Consider the following 21364-nt stretch of genomic DNA (forward strand, 5'->3'; position numbering starts at 1 on the left):
TAATGTTTCCCTTGTGCAAATTTTAGCCGATGCATAATAAAAAGGCAAGGGATAATTTCCCCCCGCCTGTCCAAATGTGTATATGAGTCTTTTTATTGACCTATCTTCTTTTTCGTTTAAATCTGCTCTATTTCTCTTAAGCTGTATCACGTTACTCTTTGTCTTTTTCCTGATCTTTCTTCCCTTTTGGAGTCCCATCGAGGCCATACACTTCATCGTAGGCATCGAAAATTTTACGTGCAATTGGAGACGCACTGACCGATCCAAAGCCACCTTCAGGTACAACAACGGCTATAGCCAGCTTCGGATTATCCCGTGGTGCAAAAGCGATAAATACTCCGTTTTCCTTTTTGTTTGGTCCTGTTCCCTGCTCCGAGGTTCCTGTTTTTCTGGCATAATCGTAGGGGAAACCGTCAAACGAACTTACTTTGGTGACCATACCCTTATGCACTTCATTCCAGTATGCATCGGCAAAATCAACCTCGTTTAACACCTTTGGTTTGATTTTCTTCACCACATTGCCTTCTGCGTCACGGATTTCCTTTACTAAATGAGGCTCCATCCGTTTGCCTTTATTCGCAAGCATCGTGGTATATTGTGCAAGTTGAAGCGTTGTATATTTACCTTGCTGACCAAAGGAGGCAAAAGCAAGACGTGTCAGACCCGATTCATGTTCCTCCAAATACTCCAGTCGGCCCAGAAATTCTTTTGGTAAATCTATGCCAGTGGACACGCCCAAACCGAACTTTTTCATGTATTTGTCCCACACTTCCACGCCCTCGGTCGCCCCATATTTGTTATAGAGGCCCTTGCCCACCATATCAATCATAAAAGCATTGGAAGATTTCTCGATCGCTCTTCTCGCCGTAATTGAGCCGTTAAATGCCGAGTGTGAGTTTCGAACCTTTCTCCCATCTTTGCCTAAAGTGGCGTACCCTTGATCATAATAGGTTTGACCTGTACTGAACAGACCTTCTTTCAGTCCAATCAGTACACTAAGAGGCTTAATTACAGAGCCCAATAAGACAACAGACTCAGCCTTTTTATTCGAATCATTGGGAGGGAACGACTCGGCCGTTCCATTGCGGAATACATACTTGATCTTGTCATAATCCCAGTCATTTGGATCATAGTCCGGCATACTCGCCATGGCTACGATATTGCCTGTATCCACTTCCATGGCTACCGCGTATCCCGTTATAGCTTTAGGCAACTTCCTCAATTCATCTGTAATAGCTTGTTGTGCAACCATCTGAATTTCCTTGTTGATCGTTGTTACAAGCCCGTACCCCTTTTCAGGTGGGGTCAGATTCATCGTTCCATCCGGCAAATTTCGTGCATCAATGTCAATAGACTGGTAGCCACTTCTTCCACGAAGTTCTTCTTGATATTGCAGTTCCAAACCGTCAAAGCCTACCTTCTCTTCTTCGTGATAAACAAGACCTGGGTCACGCTGGGTACCTGCTGATTCCCGAATGGCTTTATACTTTTTAAGTGTATCCGGCGCCCGTTTGAATTCTCTTGTATATCCAATCACTTGAACGGCTACCCCATCTGGATCGTATCTTCGGACATTTTCCTCAAGAACCATAACGCCTGGAAACTCTGCTTTTTTCTCCATGAAATAGGCAATCTCTTTGGTTGTTAAATCGGATTTAACCAACCTTGGTACATATCCAAATGTCTTCTGATAATCCAGATCCAGTCGCTTCATAATTTCTTCTGCATCGGGTTGTTCTTTGTCCCCCGGATTAAACTGTTTAAACACAGCCGCTAGTTCATCAGCAAGTTCCTGCGCCTCCTGCTTGCGGTCATCATTTCTATAATCCTCATACAACAACACATAGAGGGACTGCACAGGCTCCGAATAAGCCAGCGCGACCTTCCCTGTCGCATCATAGATTGGCCCCCGAACAGGAGCGAGCGGAATATCTTTGGTATTACGGCTGGTTTCCATATAGGTCAGTTCAGGTCCCTCGACAAATTGCACAAAGGCCAACCTAAAAATTAGGATACTGAATATTACAAACGCAGCGAAAAAAAACATATTCATTCTTACACTAGACGGCTTGTTGTTGACTGGTGTATCTTCGTTGGTCATTTTCTTTTTCCTCAATCGGTTAAACATGGGATAAGCCTCTCCGTTCTTATGTAAAAGTAGATTCATCTATCACGCATATTGCATCAATCGGTTCAAATAACATACCTTTCCTTCTACAAGTCTATCAAAGGTCAACTGCCATGTCCTCCAGATTTTGGTTACATTTTCGTAAACAGAAGAGACATATGCCGATTCTTCCGAAACGATGTCAATATAGACATATCGTTAATCTCTTTACTTTTTTGAAATAAATTTTCATTCTCTTATGTAAACGTGTCATAAACGATGTTTGTTACATACTGATTTGCAGCAGCTTGCGGGAAAGTGGCCTCTCAGTCCTGGCAAACGTAAAAAGGACCCTCGAAAGGGTCCCCTCTTTGAATCAAAGACTCACATTACTGTGTATCTGATTCCTTATTTTTATCTTTTTTCGGTACACCGTCCAGACCAAACTCCTCATCATACGCATCGAAGATCGCACGTGCTACGGGAGCCGCACTGTTCGAACCGAAGCCCCCTTCTGGGATGACCACAGCTACAGCCAGCTTCGGATTGTTACGTGGAGCGTAAGCAATAAACACCCCGTTATCCACCAGTTTGCCTCCGACTAACTGTGTGGATGTACCTGTTTTTCTTGCAAAGTCATAGGGGAATCCACTAAACGCCGTTACTTCGGTTGCCATGCCTCGCTGTACTTCATTCCAGTAAGCATCATTAAAATCGACTGTGCTAAGCACTTTCGGTTTCATTTTCTCAACCACATTGCCTTGCGAATCACGGAACTCACTGACTAATTGTGGTTCCATACGTTTTCCTTTATTCGCTAGCATCGTAGCATACTGTGCCAGCTGCATCGTTGTATATTTCCCTTGTTGTCCAAAGGAAGCATATACGAGCTTAGTAAGTGAGCTCTCTTCACTCTTAATGTATTCCAAGTAACCAGAATATTCATTAGGCAAATCTACTTCAGTAGGTACACCAAGTCCAAACTGCTTCATGTATTCATCCCATACGCCAATTCCCTTGGCGCCATACTTGGAGTACAGCTTCTTACCGATTTCATCAATCATGAACACGTTGGAAGAATGACGAATCGCATCATGAGGAGTCAACAGACCATATACGTGACCGGAAGAGTTCTGTACTCTGCGGTTGTCCCCCCCAAATGTCGTAGATCCTCTGTCCGAATAAACGGAATTGGTCGTGAAGAAACCTTCCTTCAAACCAATTAATACACTGAGCGGTTTGATTGTGGAACCAAGCAATACAACAGATTCCGCTCGTTTATTTGAATCGTCTGGCGGGAATCCACGAATGGTACCATTTTGATAAATATATTTTATTTTATCGTAATCTTCAGTACTTATACCGCCAGTTCTCCAAACGTTCGTGTCGTAATCCGGCATACTGGCAGCAGCAACAATCTTCCCTGTATCCACTTCCATTGCGACTGCAAAACCTGTTTTTGCATTGGGATGCAGCTTACCGGAGACCTGATGTGTATGCAGCCAGCTTAGTTGATCCAGTATCGCTTGTTCCGTTTTCACCTGAACATTTTTGTTAATTGTTGAAATCAGGTCATACCCTTTTTCAGGTGGGGTAGAGCCTGCTACACCTTCAGGCAAGTTCCGTAAGTCAACGTCCACGGAGTTATAACCGCTTTTCCCCCGCAGAACATCCTGATATTGCAGTTCCAGTCCATCGAAGCCAACAAACTCATTCTCGGTATATACAAGACCTGGGTCCGTTTGCTTTTTATTCGCCTCATCAACCTCTTTGTATTTATTGAGTGTTTTAGAACTTTTGAACTTTTTGAGATAACCAATCGTCTGAACGGCTACCGTATCCGGATCATAGTAACGCACACTTTCCTCTACAATCTGAATTCCCTTGAATTCATCCTTGTGCTGCAGGAAATAAGCCACTTCCTCATCGGACAGATCACTCTTGATCAAACGTGGCATGAACCCATTTGCTTTACGCGAATTGAGGTCCATTGCTTCTAAGATGTTATCGACCGTAAGGGCCTCGGAATCCTTTTTCTTATACTGCTCAAAAACATCATGCAACCTGGTGGCGATGTCCTCCACTTCCGCTATATTCGGATTAGGCTTGCCATCCACATCCCCATAGTTTTTGTATAAAGTCAGATACAAGGATTGAATCGGCTTGGAGTAAGCCAGCTTCACCTCGCCCGTGGAATCATAGATGGTTCCTCTCACGGGAGCGAGCGGTACATCTTTGGTAATGTTGCTCGCTTCCTCCTGACTGAGCTCAGGCCCTTCCACGAATTGCAAAAATGCCAGCCGTACAATAATAACACTAAAAATAACAAAGGAAGCGAAGAAAAATACGTTCATCCGGTAACTGAAGCGCCGCTTGTCCGTAAGTTCGTCCTTCTCTTTTGAATGATTGTTCATTCATCCTACCTCTTTCATGACTTGATGCATACCGTCCAGGCTGTACAGCCTCGGCATGATAACCTGGCAACGTCGTCATCTCCCGGACCCATGTCCGGCGTAATGTTAAGCTGATTGATCCTTTAGATGGGTGTCGGCAAAGTTAGGAGGATTGAACCAATCGCCACTAATCGCCCAAGTGGGGTCAAGCGGAATCCAGCTTTCCGAATCACTTAAATATATTTCATTCCAGGCATGCGGACCATATCCACCCTGCCCGTTATAACCAAGCCCTGTAACCACTTTGACTTCCAGACCCTGTGAACGAGCCATGACCGCATATAGACGAGCGTAATCAATACATACGCCTTCACGTGTATCAAATGTATTTTGTGGCGTCTGCTCATGCCATATGCCCTTTTGCTCATAGTCATCCACTTTACCATAGTCATATTGAATGCGAGAACCTACCCAGTCATATAATGCCCTGGCTTTGGCTTCATCTGTCGTTTGACCTTTCACAATTTCTTTTGCCGCAGATTCAATATCCGCCGGAATGTTATGGTCAATGACTTCATATTTGCGTTGCAGAATCGCGCCAAGTTCCTTTTGCACGGCTTGAGTAAATACGGGTAGCTTGTCTTTGATGAAAGTACCTGATAATGGCTCTATGACAGATTTGGCCCCTTGCATATAAATGGGTGAAGCCTCTACATAGCGACTAAACATGCTGCCCGGATAGAGACTGACAATCATGAACAATACGGCAATCACAATCATCCCGCGGACGGAGCCAATAACTGTACCAATCACAGCACCCGTAAAACGGCTGAAAAATCCTTTGGGTCTGCTCTCTTGCTCTGCTGAACTGTATCTTCTACTGAAAATAAGGGAAGAGAGCAATCCAAGAATCAATCGAATGAAGCCATAACTAATCACAAACAACACGGCAAACCGCATTAGCGGAAAATCAGCAATGGCCGTAATCAATGTATAATACATCTGCTCCCATCGGTTCAATTCACGGTTTGGCATGTCTGCCGCATGCACAGACAACCATTGCTGAACATATGGCGCAAGCCACAATGTTAAACCGATGGATAACAGAATACCAATAACCGCCATAATGCCATCCATGAGGAATCCAAAGAGTCTTCCTGCCGAACGCGAAGCACCTCTGGACCATCCCTGAAGCAATGAAGCGGCCACAATCAGCAACAGCATAATCGTTATGCCGTTGAATTCTTTCAGACTGTCCAGCCAACTTTGCAGCACGTATCCATTCCTCCTTTACTACGAAGCCGGTGCTGTTCCGTTCTCCTGTGCCTGTTTGACAAAAGTTCGTATCGTTTCATTGTCGACCTTCCATTCGCCCACTGAGATCCCCCGGAATGTAACATCGACTTTATCCGAATTCGTTCTACCCTTAATCTCCACATTGGGGCTTGTGATGGTAAATGCTCCATCCTGTCCTTTGGTGTATGTTGCTTTGGAAGCTTCTTTGAGCATCATGCTGGTCGCTTCCTTCTTCAATGTGTCCATCGTACTCGATTGAACGTCAGTAACTGTCTGTTTGATCTGATCAATGGAGATGCCGCTGTATATCAGTAGAGCCGCAATAATGATGATGGCAATCGCCCATTTCAATACGGTTTTGACCACGTTCAGAACAAAGAACAAAATGATCAACGCAACCACAATCACCAGCCAGTTCTGCATCACAAACTCTTTGATTACTTCTATGTTCATGACTACACCTTCCGTATTAGAGTTGATTATTAACACTTCCCGAATATTATACATGATTTCCGAAGCTGCTGTCAGCTAAGCCCTCCTATGTAAAAATAAACGGTCTAAGTTCGTCCCGTCGGGCGTACAAGTAGTACCATGAGGTTCTGTCCAAGGAACGGGGAACACGTCATGACCAGTTATTGAACAAGCATCGCTTAACAAGGAGGGGCTTATGTGAAAACGGCCATCTGGCTATATCTATTTTTGTTCCTTGCTGTTTTTGATCTGCACGCCCAGTATCCAATCTTGACCCCTTTCGCTATCTCGCTCGGGGCAGCCCCGACCTTCATCGGCTGGATGATGGGCATCTATTCCTTGACTCATCTCCCAGGCAACCTGATTGCCGGAACCCAAATCGACAAACATGGCAGTCGTCGTTACATTGTGTTCAGTTTGCTGGGTGCAGGGATCATTTTGCTTATCCAGGCGCAAATCCACACGCCATGGCAGCTGCTCGCCCTGCGCTCCATCAGCGGGTTTGTACTTGCTTTTCTGTCTCCGGCCTGTCTCGCACTGCTTGCGCAACTGTCAAGTGATCCAATCAAGCAAGGCAAGTACATGTCAGGCCATGGCGTCGTACATACGCTGGCATCCGTGGTGTCCCCCGCCGCAGGCGCATTGATCGTCGGAGCTTTAGGATTTTCCGCCACCTTTGCGAGTCTCGGTTATCTGCTCATTCTGTCCGGCGTTATCGCATGGTTATCCATGCCCAAAGGCCTCGCTGAGGTTCAGCACGAAAAAGTGACCGAGCCCGCCATGCCTAGCAACCCAGTCGGAGAAAAAAGAAAATTCCTGCCCGTATCCTGGCGATACTTTGCTCTGCCCCTTGTCATTGCGTGTGCCCAAGGAATTCTTTTTTTTGAACTGCCTCTGCGCGGAGGCGGACATTCGTCCATGATGTCTACCGGGCTTTTGTTTTCCATTATCAGTATTGGAGCACTATTTACCCTGAGCATGCTATTTCTCAACCGTTATTCTCCCAAACTGCGGTTGATTGCAGGTGTGCTGCTAATGTCTTTATGTTTCTTTGCTATGGCGGCCATACCACAGATTCCGTTGTCTTCCCTGCTTTTCGTTCTGGGGATGTCAAAAGGCATTATTTTCCCAGCCATGGCAACACTCTTTATTCATTTAAGCGGTGGAAACAAGCTGGGTCGCATCTTCTCATTGCAATCCATTGCTACCTCCATCGGTTCTTTCATCGGCCCAATCACAGCAGGACAGCTTCGTGTGGGTTTATCGCCCTATTTCATTGCCTTTGTATTATTGATGATTGGTATTATGCTGCTCCCTTACTTCACAGCCAAACGCGAAGCTTCCCTATCTGATCCCAAAAGCATACTGGGTTAACCGTATCAAGATAATCTATATCTCTACCCTTTGACAACAGAAAGGCTTGTATTTTCCTTGGCTTTGCATCATTCCCCTATTTACAGCTACACTATATAAAATGGACTGATGTTTTACACACAAACGAAGTGACTTCTTCATCTTCAAGATTTCTTCTTAAATATCCTCATTAGGAAAGAACGATCCGTAAACGGAACGGCCACTGTTGCTGAGACATTCAGTTCAGAATGTGGAAAAGAATTTAGAAATCAAAGATGTTTCTGTCAGCGAAGTCGCTCGTGTAAAAATTAGAAGGTCCATTTTATACAATCAGTCGATTTTCGCTGCAACATTTCCCGGGGAATGTCGACATAAGCTCTTGATCAAGAGGTGAATATGATGCCTATTCATGTCATTGTGGAAGGTAAAAATGACCGCAGCAAACTAAAACGTCTTGTAGGACCCGAAATCAACATTTTGTGCACGTTTGGAACACTGAATTCTCTCAAGCTTGAGTCGCTGCGCAAACAGGTTGGTTACGATGAGGTCTACTTATTTATGGATAATGACAGTTCGGGTAAAAAAATCAGGGGTGTGCTGCGAGATGCCTTCCCGGATGCAGTACAGATGTATACACGACGCGGTTATGCGGGTGTAGAGGGAACTCCCGACGAATACATCATCGCCCAACTGGAGAAAGCCGGATTGGAATCGTATATCCAATATCCTGAATTTCCATCGTTTTAAACTGTAAGAGGCTGCTCGCCGGGGTACTCAACCCAGGAAGCAGCCTCTTTCTATGGCTTGTTAATGAATGAATGCCTCTTCATTCTTTGATCAGATTGCGAATGTCCTCCGCAATGACTGCTGGTTCAACATCCTCTGTATTAAACGCATTGTATACCTTGCGCAACTGGTTATTTCGATCCACCAGTCCAATCATATTCATATGGGCAAAATCGTCCTTATTCTCACCCTCAATGAGGATCTGGAATGAATCCCTGGCGAGCTGCTTCGTTTGATCCATATCCCCCCGCAGGAAGTACCAGCCTTCATAATCAGCGTGGAATCGATCTGCAAATTCCTTAATCTTCTCCTTGGTATCCACTTTCGGGTCAAACGAAATGGACACAAACGAGACATCCTTGCCAAAGGTATCATCCTCTTTCAACAGATCCTGCACCTGGGATAACGTAAACGTCGTAATTGGGCACACATCCGGACAACTGGTGAAATAAAAGTAGAACAAACGCACCTTACCTTTGGTATCATCCAGAGATACTGTGCTTCCATCCACATTTTCCATTGAGAAGGATTGAATCTCCCGAATTTCGGGTAACTTTTCCTTGCTGGCAAATACGGTGCCCCACATTAAATACACCGCCATAATCAGCGCAAGCCCTAGCAGCATCCATGTCCATTTATACTTTTTCAGCATCATTATCGTCCCTTCCGATATCAGATCATATGAATACGCATACATAAAGTTTTAACGGTTCTCTATAAAATTCATGGACTCGTGTTTTTAATGCATTTCCTCATTCCCATACCACTTTGATGCATATGTATACGAAGAACCCAATCGACAATGGGCTCCCTTGTTATTGTAGCTGTTCCACAGCCCCGTGCCCATCTTATGTTTATTACAGCATTTCATGCTGCTTATTTGTGCACTGTATCCAGAATCATCAATATAAAACTCAAAGATAGATAGTTAATGGAGTAAAGGAATACCTTTTTGGCCCAGGCGTCTGTATTTTGTGCACGAAAGCCTTTAAGTGCGTAGTACAGCCACAGCACGGAAAGTATTAGCGAAACGGTAAGATAGAAGATTCCTGCGTACCCGTATGCATACATGAGGACCGGGACAAAAATTTGCAAAACCAGATAAGGAATCATCTGAATCTTGGTCCGTTCAATCCCCTTCACAACCGGCAATAGCGGAAATCCCCCAGCCCGATAATCTTCCACTCTGCGGATCGCGAGCGCCCAGAAGTGTGGAGGCTGCCATAAAAACAACATGGCCAGAAGCAACCATGCACCAAGATCCATACGTCCGGTTACTGCGACATACCCGATGACTGGCGGCATTGCACCAGACAGACCGCCAATGGAGGTGCTCCATGTCGACGAACGCTTTAACCAGAGGGTGTACATAATCACATAGACAAACATGCCAAAAATGCCGCATAATCCGGCAAGTACCCCGGAGAAGGAAAAGAGTACGGATAATCCAAGCACACCCAAAATAATGGCATAGGATAGAACGACTTTGGGTGTTAAACGTCCTGTTGGCAAGGACCTGTTGCGGGTACGTTCCATTTTGAGATCAAGTTCACGGTCAAAGTAATTGTTAAATACACAAGAAGAAGCCATAATCAGCACCGTTCCAAGCAGGGTCAGCAGCATCTTGCCGAAGTTGACGTCCCACTGGGATGCAAGCCAAAAGCCACCAAAAACCGCAATAAGGTTGGTTCGAAGAATGCCCGGTTTCGTAATATGGATAAAATCTTTCCACGTCCCTGATTTCATCGGAGGCGCAGATCGTGTTGCCGAATCGGAAGAAGCCTGGTATCTCAATGGATTGTCCACGCTTGTGAATCCCCCTTGTTCTTGATCTCATGGAGGTTTCTCTCTCCGCCTCCGATATAAAGTTTATCACAAGAAAAGGAAAAAGAGTTTGACAATGCGCGTACAATTGCTGTCAATTGAGCAGGTTCTTGTCATATCTTTGGAAATTAGGGTGTTTTGCTTCCTTGTAGGCGGATAATATACACTATATATGGGTATCACCTAAATAGAGAAGCAACTCGCATTAACGATACACCACACAAAGGAGACGTTTATGGATACTTCTACACATTTTGTCATGGGGATTGGTCTGGCCGGTCTGGCCTATGTCGATCCTGTTGTCGCGACGAGTCCCATGCTCGCAGCTGCGGTCATGGTTGGCACCATTGCAGGTTCGCAGGCTCCTGACATCGATACTGCGTTACGTCTCAAAAGCAACTCGCTCTACATCCGGAATCACCGGGGCATGTCCCACTCACTGCCATTTCTCCTGTTATGGGTTCTGCTCATTACCGGTGTCATTGCATTGATCTTCCCTGGTGTCGCTATTGGACATGTCGCGGCCTGGACTGCTGTCGCCGTAGGCTTCCACGTTTTTACCGATTTGTTCAATACCTATGGAACCCAGGCAGCACGACCTTTTACAGAACGCTGGATTGCCTGGAACATCATTCATATTTTTGATCCGTTTCTGTTTACCACACATGTGCTCGCTATTTTGTTATGGGCTTTCGATCTGATCGCCCCTGCTCCACTCTTTGTTTCACTGTATATTTTGATTGGCTTGTATTATGTATGGCGGACAATAGCACGTGCGATGGCTGTTAGACAGGTGAACCGACTCGATAAAAATAATTCTGAGGCTCATTATATGGTGATCCCAACGATATCCTGGAACCGATGGCATGTGGTGAAAAGATATGCAGACGGCAGTTATGAGATTGGCAAAATGGATCATTCCGTCCTAACCTGGAATCTCCATGCTTCATCGTCCACTCACGCGGCTGTTGCCGCCTCACGCAAATCTCCTGAAGTCACTGCATTTCTGTACTTCACCTCCTATGCTGTCGCAGAGGTCGAAGAATTACCGGCAGGGTACAAGGTTCGCTGGGCAGATGTGCGTTATCGACACCGCAAACAGTACCCATTTGTCGCTGTAGTCGTTATGGATCGAAATTTCGAAACGATTGATACGTATGTCGGCTGGTTAAGCGATGAGAAAATGGATAAAAAACTTTTATCCGCACGCTCTTGACGAAAGGTGCAGGGAAGGGCACAATCAGACATAGGAACGAATGCGCGAGAAAGCCCGGAGCGTTTCCGCTCCGGGCTTTCTGCTTGTTGCTGTTTGGTTATAATAAATTATTTGCCAGACCCAGCCAGAGACTGCTCAGCGATTTGTACCAGACGTTTGGTGATGTACCCGCCCAGAGATCCTGTCTCACGGGAAGTGTAGTTACCGTAGTAACCGTCTTGTGGGATCGTTACACCCAGTTCCTGTGCAGCTTCGATTTTCAATTGTTGCAGTGCTGAGTTTGCTTGAGGTACCACCAAGTTGTTAGAACGAGATCCTTGAGCCATATTTAAAATCTCCCTTCAATCTGTGTCTGTAATGTATTGCAAGCTTGCAAGATTATTATGGCTCGTACGCTTCAGGTTATACGGAATTTTATCAAATTTCTATATGGAGGTTTTTCCCAATGAGCAAAGGTTTATCGCTATGGTTTGCATTCTCTTCGATTATGTTGTTAGCGGTTACGGCGATCATGATCTCTTACTCCGGCTGGTTGGCTACGCTGCTGTTTGTCGTGTCCGTTGCCAACATCGGCTGGGGATTCGTCATTCGCGCAAAGAAAGAGCGTCGTGAAGCACGTACCACCTCGGAAACTGCCTCCTGACCCGGTATACTTCATAGGTAGTACGAAACGATAATAAAGAGGAGCCCTATCAGGGCTCCTCTTTATTATGTGAACAATTCATCTACTTTAAGTTACTTGCCTCGTCCTACTACAACGTACGTCTAGGAACAAACCCCATGCGTTCTTTAACCGCATGAAGTGTCTGGGAAGCCACCGCTTCTGCGCGACGAGCTGAAGTTTCCAGGATGTCGGTCAATTCACCAGACTCACGAATCTCACGATACCGTTCCTGTAAAGGTTCAATAACGGATACCACCACTTCAGCCAGTTCTTTTTTGAACGGACCATACATTTTGCCTTCATAGCGTTCCGCTACTTCGTTCAATGTCAGACCAGCGCATTCAGCATAGATACTCATCAGGTTGCTGACTTCAGGTTTGTTTGCTGGGTCATATACAACTTCACGACCGGAATCGGTTGTGGCACGGCTAATTTTTTTGCGGATCACATCTGGTGGATCAAGCAAGGCAATGTAGCTGCCTGCGTTGGGATTACTTTTGCTCATTTTGGAAGAAGCATCGTCCAGTGACATTACACGAGCACCCACCTGTGGAATATAAGGGTCTGGAATTGTGAAATACTCACCATAACGGTGGTTAAAACGTCCCGCCAGATCGCGTGTAAGTTCCAGATGCTGCTTTTGGTCCTCGCCTACAGGCACAAGATCAGCATTATACAGCAAAATATCAGCAGCCATTAATGAAGGATATACAAACAGTCCCGCGCCAACGGAATCTTTACCGGATGATTTATCCTTGAACTGCGTCATGCGTTCGAGCTCGCCCATCGAAGTCAGGGTCGTCATCAACCAGCCCAATTCCGCGTGCTGCGGTACATGGGATTGCAGAAACACATTGGATTTCGTAGGGTCGATTCCGGCTGCGATGAACAAGGCAGCTACCGCCTCAGACTGCTCACGCAGCGCTGCTGGCTCTTGAGCTACCGTTACTGCGTGAAGATCAACCACCATGAAGTGACATTGGTAGTCATGTTGAAGTTTCACAAAGTTTTTAATTGCTCCGATGTAGTTGCCCAATGTGAGCTTGCCACTCGGCTGAATTCCCGAAAGTACTGTTTTCATTTCACATAACGCCTCCCTGTTTCTAATTATGGATGACCGATGGGTATATTTTGTAATACCTTAGACGGTATCCAACTGTTCTTCCTATTCTCCGCGAACGCAAAAAGGCCCCACATCCGCAAGGGACGTGAGACCGTGGTGCCACCCTTATTCGCATTTCTCCATTCCTCTAGACCTGATTAGATCATGTAGAAGAAATGCCTTCATTTCTCCGTAACGTGGAGTATACGTCCGATTCTACTAAGGGTAGTCCAAGCTTCAGACTTCGCCTATTCAAACCAGCACTCAAGGGTCCATTCGGTAAAGAGTTCACACCGGTTCACATCACCCACCGGCTTTCTGAAGAGAGTTCTCTTCGCTTACTTGTCCCTGTCATCGCTTTGATTATCATTCATTGAATAAAATGCATAGTTCAGAATACCATCTTAATCCGCACGGAGAAGAATGTCAAAATGGGAATAGCTTTTTTTACCCACTTCACAGAAATCTGTTATGATGGAATTGCTTATCCTAATCACCAGCATTCATTCAGTATGCCAATGGGATAAGTGGCATGTACACAATGACACGCCTGCAACGGCAGATAGGAATGGTCGTTTGCAGACAGATTTCAAGTGGGAAAAGGAGCATCGATATGAAACAAGTGACCAAAGGCCAATGGAATGGTTACGACACGTATATCCTACATAGCCGTGAATTGGAGATTACCCTGCTGCCGCGTCTCGGAAATAATATTATCTCGATTCGCGATTTGGTGCAGGGCCGCGATGTCGTTCGCAGTCCGGAAGAAGACGAACTTGCCTTTTATTTGCAGAAGCCGTATCACTTCGGCGTTCCGCTTCTTGTTCCGCCAGGCCGCATTCATCGAGGACAATTCGAATATGAGGGAGTCCATTACCAATTCGATCAGAATACGGCCAATGACAACCATATTCACGGCCTCCACCGCAGCCAGTCCTGGTGTGTCAGCGACATCGAAGAAGATGAAGATGGCTGTGCAATTACAACGGAATTATTAACTGAAAATGAAGAGCATTGGATGGCTCAATTTCCAATTCCTTTGAAGCTTGAGATGACGTTCAGACTACAAAACGCAGTGTTAAGCCAGCGTCTGCGTGTGACCAATCTGAGCTCCACTCCTGCTCCTTTTGGAATGGGATATCATACATGGTTTCTGCTTGACGGCAAACCTGCCGAATGGTCACTTCAACTTCCTGTGTCCGGAATTTACGCTCAGAATGAAGAACAACTGCCTACAGGTGAGATTGAATCTCTCGGAGAATGGTCTTCTTTGAACGAAGGCATGAACATGCAAGGACGAAACTGGGATACCATTTTGAAAGCTGCCGAAGGACAACCAGCGGTAGCTCACTTACGCAGGCAGGATGGATATACGCTGAAATATTCAGCGGATGAAGCATTTTTCAAACATTGGGTCCTCTTTACAAAGGGTGAATCCGATCAATTTCTATGCATTGAACCCTACACATGGCTTCCTGATGCACCCAATTTGAATTTAACAGACGAGCAAACGGGACTGATTCGTCTGGAACCTGAACAGCCCGTTGAACTTTTTACACGTATTGAGATTGTTCCACCAACCGAGTAGTAATCTTGCACTCTCAGGTGCCCTCTATGGGATATATCCCCTATATTTTCCTTTTATTCTACGTAGCCGATCCATACTGGGTCGGCTTTTTTCATGTTATATCTCTTCTCTCTTATCCAGATTTTTCCTTACGCCATATCATGCATATTTCCTCATTCTCTAACCATACTAACATCACCAAGCCATAAGGAGGTGACACACATGTACGGAGGTCAAAACCAAGGTAGCGGAAGCCGCACCAACAATCTGGTTGTTCCCCAAGCAACAGCAGCATTGCAACAATTGAAAATTGAAGCTGCACAAGAGCTGGGTGTAACTATTCCCCAAGACGGTTACTACGGTAACTACACTTCCCGTGAGACAGGTTCTCTGGGTGGTTACATCACTAAACGTCTGGTCCAAATCGCTGAGCAGCAATTATCGGGTCGTTCGTAAGCTCGTAATTTGTGCTCGTATATGCAAGAACAAAAAGCGGCCTTCCTCGGAAGTGCCGCTTTCCTGTGTACTCATCACAATTATGAAGACGACTCCATGCCTGAATCCATGTATGTATTGGTTCTTGGATAACGAATCATCAGGTTCGCCATATTATAGTTGGACTCCATCGTGGCATCAACGAGAATCATGCCTTGTCTTACTGTAAAATCATATGCAATTTCTCCATGAGTCCAATTTCGCTTGAATTTCAAAGTCTCAAGTGCCATTGCACGGAAAGAAGAGCGCTGGGTTTCGTTTAGTCCACCGTCCTCCACTTCCATTTGACCGTCACGTCCGGTTATCGGATTATGTCGAATCCCAAACTTTCCAATTACATTATTTCGTATTTGCACAAAAACCACACCTGAATCTAACCCTGATAATTCATGATCAAGCTCTTTGAACACCAGATCCAACTGTCGTGCTAATGAAAGCTGGTCAATTTTTACCATAACGCTCCTCCTTTATGCACTTCATCCTACAAAACAAGGACTTACGACTCATTATATGACAACATATGTGGTCATTCAACAAAGACAAACAAACTTGGGTAATTATAACTATAATTTGCACAATTAATTGCCATTTTGCGTCCTTTTAGCGAGTTATTTCTCTCAATTGCGACAAATTATTTAGCGGAAGCCTAACTTTAAAAAACACAAAAAAAGGCCGCACCCCCGTGTATGTTTACACAGGATTGCAGCCTCATTACATATATAGGAATACTATTTTGCGGATTCTGTCATCTCAAGAAATTGATCAATATCGGCAACAACCAGGTTCGCTGCATTTTGCCAGAAATCAGGTTGTGTGAGATCTGTACCCAGATGTTTCTGAGCCAGTTCTTCTACCGTCATACGGCCCGTATCTCGCAGCAAATCATCGTATTTATCGGCAAATGCCGTGCCTTCCTCCTGCGCTCTGGCATAGATGCCTGCACTGAACATATATCCGAACGTATACGGGAAGTTATAGAATGGTACACCTGTCAGATAGAAATGCAGCTTGGATGCCCAGAAATGCGGATGATCCGATGCAAGCGCACCACAGAACGCCTCTTGCTGTGCTTCCACCATTAATTTGGACAACTCATCTGCATTCACCAAGCCATGTTTACGCTGCTCATAGAACCGATTCTCGAACAGGAAACGAGCGTGAATATTCATGAAGAACGCAACACTTCGTTGAATCTTGTCTTCAAGTAGAGCAAGCTTCTCTTGCTCATCCGTTGCTGCCTGAACCAGGGCATCGGCTACAATCAGCTCGGCAAAGGTAGAAGCCGTTTCCGCCACATTCATGGCGTAGCGTTGATTCAAGGCCGGCAGTTCTTCCATAATGTGCTGATGGTATCCGTGACCAAGTTCATGGGCAAGTGTCGACATATTCGACGGCGTCCCAGAGAAGGTCATGAAAATACGTGTTGCTTTGCTGAGTGGCAATGATGTACAGAAGCCCCCTGGACGCTTGCCTGAACGGTCCTCTGCTTCGATCCAGCGTTTCTCGAACGCCATCTCTGCAAATTCCGAAAGTTTGGGACTGAACTTGGCGAATTGATCAACAATATTGATGGCCGCCTCGTCATATGTGACTTTTCCACCCGACTTGCCTACTGGTGCATCAACGTCACTCCAGCTGAGTTTCTCTACATTAAGCAGTTTTGCCTTGCGCTCCAAATATCGAACCAATGCAGGTTTGGCATCGTTAATTACGTTCCACATCGTATCGAGCGTCTGACGCGACATCCGGTTGATCGCCAAAGGTTCCTTGAGAACGTCATCCCAGCCACGCTTCTCATACAATTTGAGACGGAAACCGGCGAGATGGTTTAATGTATCTGCGCAGAAGTCTTCGACATCAGTCCAAGCCTGTTCCCAATTAGCGAATACATCCTCGCGTACATTTCGGTCACTGTCGCTCAATTTATTGGCAGCCTGTCCTGCTGATAGCATTACCGTTTCACCATTTTGTTCAAATGGAATGTTGACCTTGCTTACAATGGTGTTATAGAATTTACCCCACCCATGATAACCATCTACGCCGAGATCCAGTGCAAGACCTTCAAGTTCAGGGGACAGTTTCTCACGAGCTTGGGTGCGGCTCTCGTTCAGTACAAAGGTAAGCGGCTGAATATCTTCACGGGCAATCCATGCTTCCCATACAGAGTCTGTCGTCTGGCTAAGCGTATTATCGAATTGGGACTTGCTACTGTTCAACATCGCGCTAAGAGAAATGATAGTTCCCTGAAGCTGAACTGCCTTTTTATCATTTTGGTTTTGTGAAGAAAGACAAGACACAAATGCGGACCCTTCCGAAATTCGGATATAACAGCTCTGAAGCAATTCCAGGATTGAATCAAACGCATTCGTTTCTTCCAACGATTTGGGTGCAGGTGTTTCTTTCAAAAGGGATTGCAGCTTGCGTACATCCTGCTCCAGCTCAATCAAATACGCAGCGAACGACTCGGAGGCGGAACCTCCACTAAAAATGGACTCCAGATCCCAGACGGGTTGTAATGGTGTTTTCATTTAAATAAGGCACCTCTCTCAGTAGAATGGATAATTAACCTTGAATTAGAACTGGTTTTATAAGCGCTATATCTCTATACTAGAGAAATAGTTTAAGCTATTTTCAGGAGGTCATCGTATGAAACCTTTACAAGTCTCGGCTGACACAGCCGTCAAATTAGCAGAATCTCTGGGTGTTCCCCTCGAACATCTGATGCATATGCCCCAGCATATCCTGATGCAGAAAATCGCCGAACTGGCCAAAGAAGAAGCGGCTAAACCTGCCTCTGCGGAAGGCGAGCAAGAATGATTCCCTTTGAGAACAGCTGGCCTTACGATATTGTAATGGGGGACATTTATGTACAGCAATGTCCGTACTGCCATGCAAACAATGTACTGCTGCCACTCAAACCGAAGGAGCTTGTACGCATTCGCGAAGGCAAAAAGAAATTGCTGGTCTTTCCTTGTTGTAATGCCAGCATGACTGTGATCGACAATGATAGTGATTACCTGCTGTCCAGTCGTCCTGTCCGCAATTAGAGAACCACTGTCACTTATCTAAATGGGGCTGCGTTTCGCAGCCTCTTTGTCTACTTCAATCATCTCAGCCGGCAACTCCATCTTGCCCGAAATCATCTGTTCCCGAAGCAATGCCCACTGCTCCCGCGAAGCACGAATCATGGCAGCATCGGTAATGCGCTTGTCATGAATAACCCTGCCGAACCATTTTACAGCCTCATGGAACCGACCTACCCTGCGGTTCAACTCTCCCAGCAGATACAGCAGCTTGGCCTCATTCCCGCCAGTACCTTCCCGTTCAAAAACCTTTACATAAGCCTCAAGGCTAAATTCAAGAAAACGGTTTTCCTGGGTATGATCCTCCATGTACCGATACAGCCAGGCAATATGATGCAGCAGACCGGCAACGACACGATCTTTCTCCTGAATAACCTGCGCACACAGCAGCCCAAGCTTGTATGAATCCATCGCCTGTTCCAGTGTCCGCGCTCCGCTATAGTCTCGTTTCACCCAACGATTGCCGATCTGCTCCTTAAAAGCCTTTCGTTGTTTATCGTTCAATTGTTCCGTCGAATTCTCCGTCGAAGCGAAACCACACTCGGGACAGATTCGAACAACATAGAAATCCGGATTTTCCCGTTTGTAGTACGCGCAAAAATCGGAATCCGTCCGGTATGGCCGTTTCAAGCTTGGTCTTACGCGTGAGGTATCATACTCGGTCTCGCAATAATGACACTTCACTTTTACCTTATACAGAGGCTCTATTTCCACTCATTCCATCCCTCTCCCAAAAGCTTGTAATCGGAACTAAGGTGTATTCACAAAATGATGTGCTGGCCCCGACAATCGCTGCAGGACGAAAGAATGCAACGGCTCTTCCACACCGACCTGTGTCAACGCCTGATCCATACATGCAAGCCAGGCTTCTGCCCGTTCAACCGTCACTTCAAAGTGCATATGGCGGGCACGCATCATCGGATGACCAAAAGCCTCGGAAAACAATGCAGGACCACCGAAGAACTGAGACAAAAACATGTATTGCTTGTCGATTACCGGTTGAATATCCTCCGGAAAAAGAGGTGCCAGCTTCTCATTCTGCTGAACAATCGGATAAAAAGCTTCGACCAGTGCGCGAACGCCTGCCTCTCCACCAAGATTGTCGTAGATGCTCAAACTAGGATTCATTCCGCTTCCCCCTCCTTTCGGGTGTCGAATTTTGACATATATTACACTCCCATGCTTAATTATGAAAGGAGATTGAAGAACAAGGCCACAAACGCCTTTATCTTCATTCTATCAAAAAAATCCCAAAAGTCCTATATAACATGAAAGGGTTATGGTCCCACATAGCCATGACTCATACAGGTCTATCTCGTACTGAAGGCACAAAAAAAGCGCCAAACATGAGGTTTGGCGCACCAGATATTCCATCAATAACTTCGCCAGTCCTCTTCTTCAGAGCGCACAAGCGAGGCACGTATAACATAAACAAAAGCACAAACCAGGATTCCGGTGACAAGACTCATAATCATCACTCCATCCGATTTAATTCCACCTTCTAGGTAAATAGGTGACGTTCAGGCGTTTTTATCATTTTAGCATACATCTCTTAAAAACACAGCCACTTTTGCAAGCGCTTTCTAAACATTAATTTGTACTGTTTGTCCGCTTTGTCTCATATATTGATGGCAAAAGCACCAGCAATCTGCTGCACACTGACCATTCCAAAAATAAAGGAGAAGAATTCATGGCCGCTTCACAACGAATCACCCATGTCCTGATCCCGCTAGCTCTCCTGATCCTGTGTGTATTGATGGTGCTGTTTCCTGCGGAAACCTGGCATGCAGGTGTACGCGGACTATCCATTTGGTGGGACGTGCTTTTCCCTTCCCTTTTCCCCTTTCTGGTGTTATCCGAGCTGCTTCTCGGCTTCGGCATTGTTCATTTTTTGGGTACGCTCTTAAATCCATTGATGCGTCCGCTATTTCGTGTTCCCGGAAGCGGGGGCTTTGTGTTTGCCGTCAGTTGTGCTTCCGGATATCCCACTGGAGCCAAATTGACCGCACAGTTGTGGGAACAAAAATTGGTTACTCGGGAAGAAGGTGAACGCCTCGTTGCTTTTACCACATCATCGGATCCCATTTTCATGATTGGAGCAGTATCTGTCGGTTTTTTCCACAATGCAGCTATTGCTCCCATACTGGTCACATCACATTATGGTTCTGCATTTCTTGTAGGCCTGCTCATGCGGTTCCATGGAAGGACCTCAGTAAAGGATAAACAGTCGATCAACAACTCTCCCTCCGCCTCTGAAGAGGCACACAAAAACAGACTACTCCGAGCCATTTATGCAATGCATGAGGCAAGAAAGGCTGATGGACGGGCATTTGGTGAATTGCTGCGCCAGGCTATCTCCTCATCCCTTCGCCTTATTATTATCGTAGGAGGGTTAGTTGTATTCTTCTCCGTTATGATGGAGTTACTCGTTCAAACCGGATGGCTAGGCGGGTTATATGCTATCACGGAACAACTGCTTCTATATACGGGGTTCCCCCCTGCCTTATCCCACAGCCTCGTAGGCGGGTTATTTGAAGTCACTTTGGGAGCCAAAGAAGCGGGAGGGGCAGGCATATCCATTCCGCTCGTGTACAAAGCTGCTGCTGCTGCCTTCGTCCTCTCCTGGGGCGGATTATCCGTTCATGCCCAGATTATGAGTGTCCTGAGCAACACACCCATGAGATATGGCCCCTTTCTGTTTGCCAGAGCAATCCATGCTCTCATTGCACCCATACTTGTACTTTTGTTATGGATGCCGATGATGGGTAATTCGGAGTGGCCTGTTTTCTTCCAAACGGGTGCCAAGCCAGAATTATTTTCGTATATACCAGACTGGGGACAGATCCTGTTTTCGGGAATAGGTGTACTTGGAGGCGTATTACTTTTACTGCTGATGCTTTCTATTATAAGTCCCTTTTTCTTAACCCGACGTATGAAAAAATAAGCCATCCTGTGCGTTCATATTCAACTGAATATCAATCCAACATTGTGTTCTTCTCTGGAATTG

General features: G+C 45.7%; 21 protein-coding genes and 1 other annotated feature. Of the genes, 9 read left to right on the forward strand and 12 right to left on the reverse strand.

Going from position 1 to position 21364, the window contains the following annotated elements:
- Positions 1-151: 151 nt before the first annotated feature.
- The 4 genes from ACFVQB_RS25985 to ACFVQB_RS26000 form a co-directional block, all read right to left on the reverse strand.
- Positions 152-2128, reverse strand: a complete 1977-nt coding sequence (locus ACFVQB_RS25985) for a peptidoglycan D,D-transpeptidase FtsI family protein (protein WP_379446834.1) — start codon at positions 2126-2128, stop codon at positions 152-154.
- 368 nt (positions 2129-2496) lie between these two features.
- A complete protein-coding gene (locus ACFVQB_RS25990; protein ID WP_379446835.1) occupies positions 2497-4521 on the reverse strand; it encodes a peptidoglycan D,D-transpeptidase FtsI family protein in 2025 nt (674 codons plus the stop codon).
- A 105-nt stretch (positions 4522-4626) separates the two neighbouring features.
- Complete coding sequence (locus ACFVQB_RS25995) at positions 4627-5724, reverse strand: transglutaminase domain-containing protein (protein ID WP_379446882.1); 1098 nt, start codon at positions 5722-5724, stop codon at positions 4627-4629.
- A gap of 69 nt (positions 5725-5793) precedes the next feature.
- Positions 5794-6249 carry an ATPase gene (locus tag ACFVQB_RS26000; RefSeq protein WP_076290926.1) on the reverse strand — a complete coding sequence of 152 codons (456 nt, stop codon included), beginning with the start codon at positions 6247-6249 and terminating at the stop codon, positions 5794-5796.
- 216 nt (positions 6250-6465) lie between these two features.
- Between ACFVQB_RS26000 and ACFVQB_RS26005 the strand changes: the two genes are divergently transcribed.
- Together ACFVQB_RS26005 and ACFVQB_RS26010 are read left to right on the forward strand one after the other, a co-directional pair.
- Positions 6466-7641 (forward strand): MFS transporter, encoded by a 1176-nt coding sequence (locus ACFVQB_RS26005; RefSeq protein WP_379446836.1) that lies wholly within the window; start codon positions 6466-6468, stop codon positions 7639-7641.
- A gap of 378 nt (positions 7642-8019) precedes the next feature.
- Positions 8020-8367, forward strand: a complete 348-nt coding sequence (locus ACFVQB_RS26010) for a toprim domain-containing protein (protein WP_024631255.1) — start codon at positions 8020-8022, stop codon at positions 8365-8367.
- Between the two features lie 79 nt (positions 8368-8446).
- Here the strand turns inward: ACFVQB_RS26010 and ACFVQB_RS26015 are convergent, their stop codons facing one another.
- Positions 8447-9058 carry an SCO family protein gene (locus ACFVQB_RS26015; RefSeq protein WP_053783327.1) on the reverse strand — a complete coding sequence of 204 codons (612 nt, stop codon included), beginning with the start codon at positions 9056-9058 and terminating at the stop codon, positions 8447-8449.
- 224 nt (positions 9059-9282) lie between these two features.
- On the reverse strand, positions 9283-10212 hold the full coding sequence (cyoE, locus tag ACFVQB_RS26020; protein ID WP_379446837.1) for a heme o synthase: 930 nt from the start codon (positions 10210-10212) through the stop codon (positions 9283-9285).
- Between the two features lie 253 nt (positions 10213-10465).
- Between cyoE and ACFVQB_RS26025 the strand changes: the two genes are divergently transcribed.
- Entirely contained in the window at positions 10466-11446 is a 981-nt protein-coding gene (locus ACFVQB_RS26025; RefSeq protein WP_379446838.1) for a metal-dependent hydrolase, read from the forward strand.
- Positions 11447-11553: 107 nt separating this feature from the next.
- On the opposite strand, the gene ACFVQB_RS26030 is transcribed toward ACFVQB_RS26025, so the two are convergent.
- Complete coding sequence (locus tag ACFVQB_RS26030; protein WP_017692386.1) at positions 11554-11772, reverse strand: alpha/beta-type small acid-soluble spore protein; 219 nt, start codon at positions 11770-11772, stop codon at positions 11554-11556.
- A gap of 119 nt (positions 11773-11891) precedes the next feature.
- On the opposite strand from ACFVQB_RS26030, the gene ACFVQB_RS26035 reads away from it, so the two are divergent.
- Positions 11892-12089, forward strand: a complete 198-nt coding sequence (locus ACFVQB_RS26035) for a hypothetical protein (RefSeq protein WP_063566137.1) — start codon at positions 11892-11894, stop codon at positions 12087-12089.
- Positions 12090-12198: 109 nt separating this feature from the next.
- Here the strand turns inward: ACFVQB_RS26035 and trpS are convergent, their stop codons facing one another.
- Positions 12199-13191 (reverse strand): tryptophan--tRNA ligase, encoded by a 993-nt coding sequence (gene trpS, locus ACFVQB_RS26040; RefSeq protein WP_379446839.1) that lies wholly within the window; start codon positions 13189-13191, stop codon positions 12199-12201.
- 118 nt (positions 13192-13309) lie between these two features.
- Positions 13310-13576, reverse strand: a binding site (T-box leader).
- Between the two features lie 249 nt (positions 13577-13825).
- Here trpS and ACFVQB_RS26045 point away from each other — a divergent pair.
- Together ACFVQB_RS26045 and ACFVQB_RS26050 are read left to right on the forward strand one after the other, a co-directional pair.
- On the forward strand, positions 13826-14800 hold the full coding sequence (locus ACFVQB_RS26045) for an aldose 1-epimerase (RefSeq protein WP_379446840.1): 975 nt from the start codon (positions 13826-13828) through the stop codon (positions 14798-14800).
- Between the two features lie 201 nt (positions 14801-15001).
- Complete coding sequence (locus ACFVQB_RS26050) at positions 15002-15235, forward strand: alpha/beta-type small acid-soluble spore protein (protein WP_379446841.1); 234 nt, start codon at positions 15002-15004, stop codon at positions 15233-15235.
- Positions 15236-15315: 80 nt separating this feature from the next.
- Here the strand turns inward: ACFVQB_RS26050 and ACFVQB_RS26055 are convergent, their stop codons facing one another.
- Together ACFVQB_RS26055 and ACFVQB_RS26060 are read right to left on the reverse strand one after the other, a co-directional pair.
- Complete coding sequence (locus ACFVQB_RS26055; RefSeq protein ID WP_063566141.1) at positions 15316-15729, reverse strand: hypothetical protein; 414 nt, start codon at positions 15727-15729, stop codon at positions 15316-15318.
- 273 nt (positions 15730-16002) lie between these two features.
- The gene (locus ACFVQB_RS26060) at positions 16003-17802 is read right to left on the reverse strand and encodes a M3 family oligoendopeptidase (RefSeq protein WP_379446842.1); all 1800 of its coding nucleotides are present in this window, start codon (positions 17800-17802) and stop codon (positions 16003-16005) included.
- Between the two features lie 118 nt (positions 17803-17920).
- On the opposite strand from ACFVQB_RS26060, the gene ACFVQB_RS26065 reads away from it, so the two are divergent.
- Together ACFVQB_RS26065 and ACFVQB_RS26070 are read left to right on the forward strand one after the other, a co-directional pair.
- Positions 17921-18091: a YycC family protein gene (locus tag ACFVQB_RS26065; RefSeq protein ID WP_379446843.1), complete on the forward strand. Its 171-nt coding sequence runs from the start codon at positions 17921-17923 to the stop codon at positions 18089-18091.
- Positions 18088-18321 (forward strand): hypothetical protein, encoded by a 234-nt coding sequence (locus ACFVQB_RS26070; RefSeq protein WP_063566143.1) that lies wholly within the window; start codon positions 18088-18090, stop codon positions 18319-18321. The genes ACFVQB_RS26065 and ACFVQB_RS26070 overlap by 4 nt, the downstream gene beginning before the upstream one ends.
- 18 nt (positions 18322-18339) lie before the next feature.
- On the opposite strand, the gene ACFVQB_RS26075 is transcribed toward ACFVQB_RS26070, so the two are convergent.
- Both ACFVQB_RS26075 and ACFVQB_RS26080 read right to left on the reverse strand, forming a co-directional pair.
- A complete protein-coding gene (locus tag ACFVQB_RS26075) occupies positions 18340-19071 on the reverse strand; it encodes a DUF2225 domain-containing protein (RefSeq protein ID WP_379446844.1) in 732 nt (243 codons plus the stop codon).
- A gap of 36 nt (positions 19072-19107) precedes the next feature.
- Positions 19108-19485: a globin domain-containing protein gene (locus ACFVQB_RS26080; RefSeq protein ID WP_053783277.1), complete on the reverse strand. Its 378-nt coding sequence runs from the start codon at positions 19483-19485 to the stop codon at positions 19108-19110.
- A 562-nt stretch (positions 19486-20047) separates the two neighbouring features.
- Between ACFVQB_RS26080 and ylbJ the strand changes: the two genes are divergently transcribed.
- Positions 20048-21301, forward strand: a complete 1254-nt coding sequence (gene ylbJ, locus ACFVQB_RS26085) for a sporulation integral membrane protein YlbJ (protein ID WP_379446845.1) — start codon at positions 20048-20050, stop codon at positions 21299-21301.
- The last annotated feature ends 63 nt before the right edge of the window (positions 21302-21364 follow it).

Origin of the sequence: Paenibacillus sp. NPDC057886 (assembly GCF_042796655.1) — a bacterium.
Classification (GTDB): Bacteria; Bacillota; Bacilli; order Paenibacillales; family Paenibacillaceae; genus Paenibacillus.

Excerpts from the sequence above, each read along its gene's own strand:
- ACFVQB_RS25985 (WP_379446834.1), bottom strand. The coding sequence starts at position 2,128 with ATGTTTAACCGATTGAGGAAAAAGAAAATGACCAACGAAGATACACCA.
- ACFVQB_RS25990 (WP_379446835.1), bottom strand. The coding sequence starts at position 4,521 with ATGAACAATCATTCAAAAGAGAAGGACGAACTTACGGACAAGCGGCGC.
- ACFVQB_RS25995 (WP_379446882.1), bottom strand. The coding sequence starts at position 5,724 with ATGCTGTTGCTGATTGTGGCCGCTTCATTGCTTCAGGGATGGTCCAGA.
- ACFVQB_RS26000 (WP_076290926.1), bottom strand. The coding sequence starts at position 6,249 with ATGAACATAGAAGTAATCAAAGAGTTTGTGATGCAGAACTGGCTGGTG.
- ACFVQB_RS26010 (WP_024631255.1), top strand. The coding sequence starts at position 8,020 with ATGCCTATTCATGTCATTGTGGAAGGTAAAAATGACCGCAGCAAACTA.
- ACFVQB_RS26015 (WP_053783327.1), bottom strand. The coding sequence starts at position 9,058 with ATGCTGAAAAAGTATAAATGGACATGGATGCTGCTAGGGCTTGCGCTG.
- ACFVQB_RS26025 (WP_379446838.1), top strand. The coding sequence starts at position 10,466 with ATGGATACTTCTACACATTTTGTCATGGGGATTGGTCTGGCCGGTCTG.
- ACFVQB_RS26030 (WP_017692386.1), bottom strand. The coding sequence starts at position 11,772 with ATGGCTCAAGGATCTCGTTCTAACAACTTGGTGGTACCTCAAGCAAAC.
- ACFVQB_RS26035 (WP_063566137.1), top strand. The coding sequence starts at position 11,892 with ATGAGCAAAGGTTTATCGCTATGGTTTGCATTCTCTTCGATTATGTTG.
- trpS (WP_379446839.1), bottom strand. The coding sequence starts at position 13,191 with ATGAAAACAGTACTTTCGGGAATTCAGCCGAGTGGCAAGCTCACATTG.
- ACFVQB_RS26045 (WP_379446840.1), top strand. The coding sequence starts at position 13,826 with ATGAAACAAGTGACCAAAGGCCAATGGAATGGTTACGACACGTATATC.
- ACFVQB_RS26050 (WP_379446841.1), top strand. The coding sequence starts at position 15,002 with ATGTACGGAGGTCAAAACCAAGGTAGCGGAAGCCGCACCAACAATCTG.
- ACFVQB_RS26055 (WP_063566141.1), bottom strand. The coding sequence starts at position 15,729 with ATGGTAAAAATTGACCAGCTTTCATTAGCACGACAGTTGGATCTGGTG.
- ACFVQB_RS26060 (WP_379446842.1), bottom strand. The coding sequence starts at position 17,802 with ATGAAAACACCATTACAACCCGTCTGGGATCTGGAGTCCATTTTTAGT.
- ACFVQB_RS26065 (WP_379446843.1), top strand. The coding sequence starts at position 17,921 with ATGAAACCTTTACAAGTCTCGGCTGACACAGCCGTCAAATTAGCAGAA.
- ACFVQB_RS26070 (WP_063566143.1), top strand. The coding sequence starts at position 18,088 with ATGATTCCCTTTGAGAACAGCTGGCCTTACGATATTGTAATGGGGGAC.
- ACFVQB_RS26080 (WP_053783277.1), bottom strand. The coding sequence starts at position 19,485 with ATGAATCCTAGTTTGAGCATCTACGACAATCTTGGTGGAGAGGCAGGC.
- ylbJ (WP_379446845.1), top strand. The coding sequence starts at position 20,048 with ATGGCCGCTTCACAACGAATCACCCATGTCCTGATCCCGCTAGCTCTC.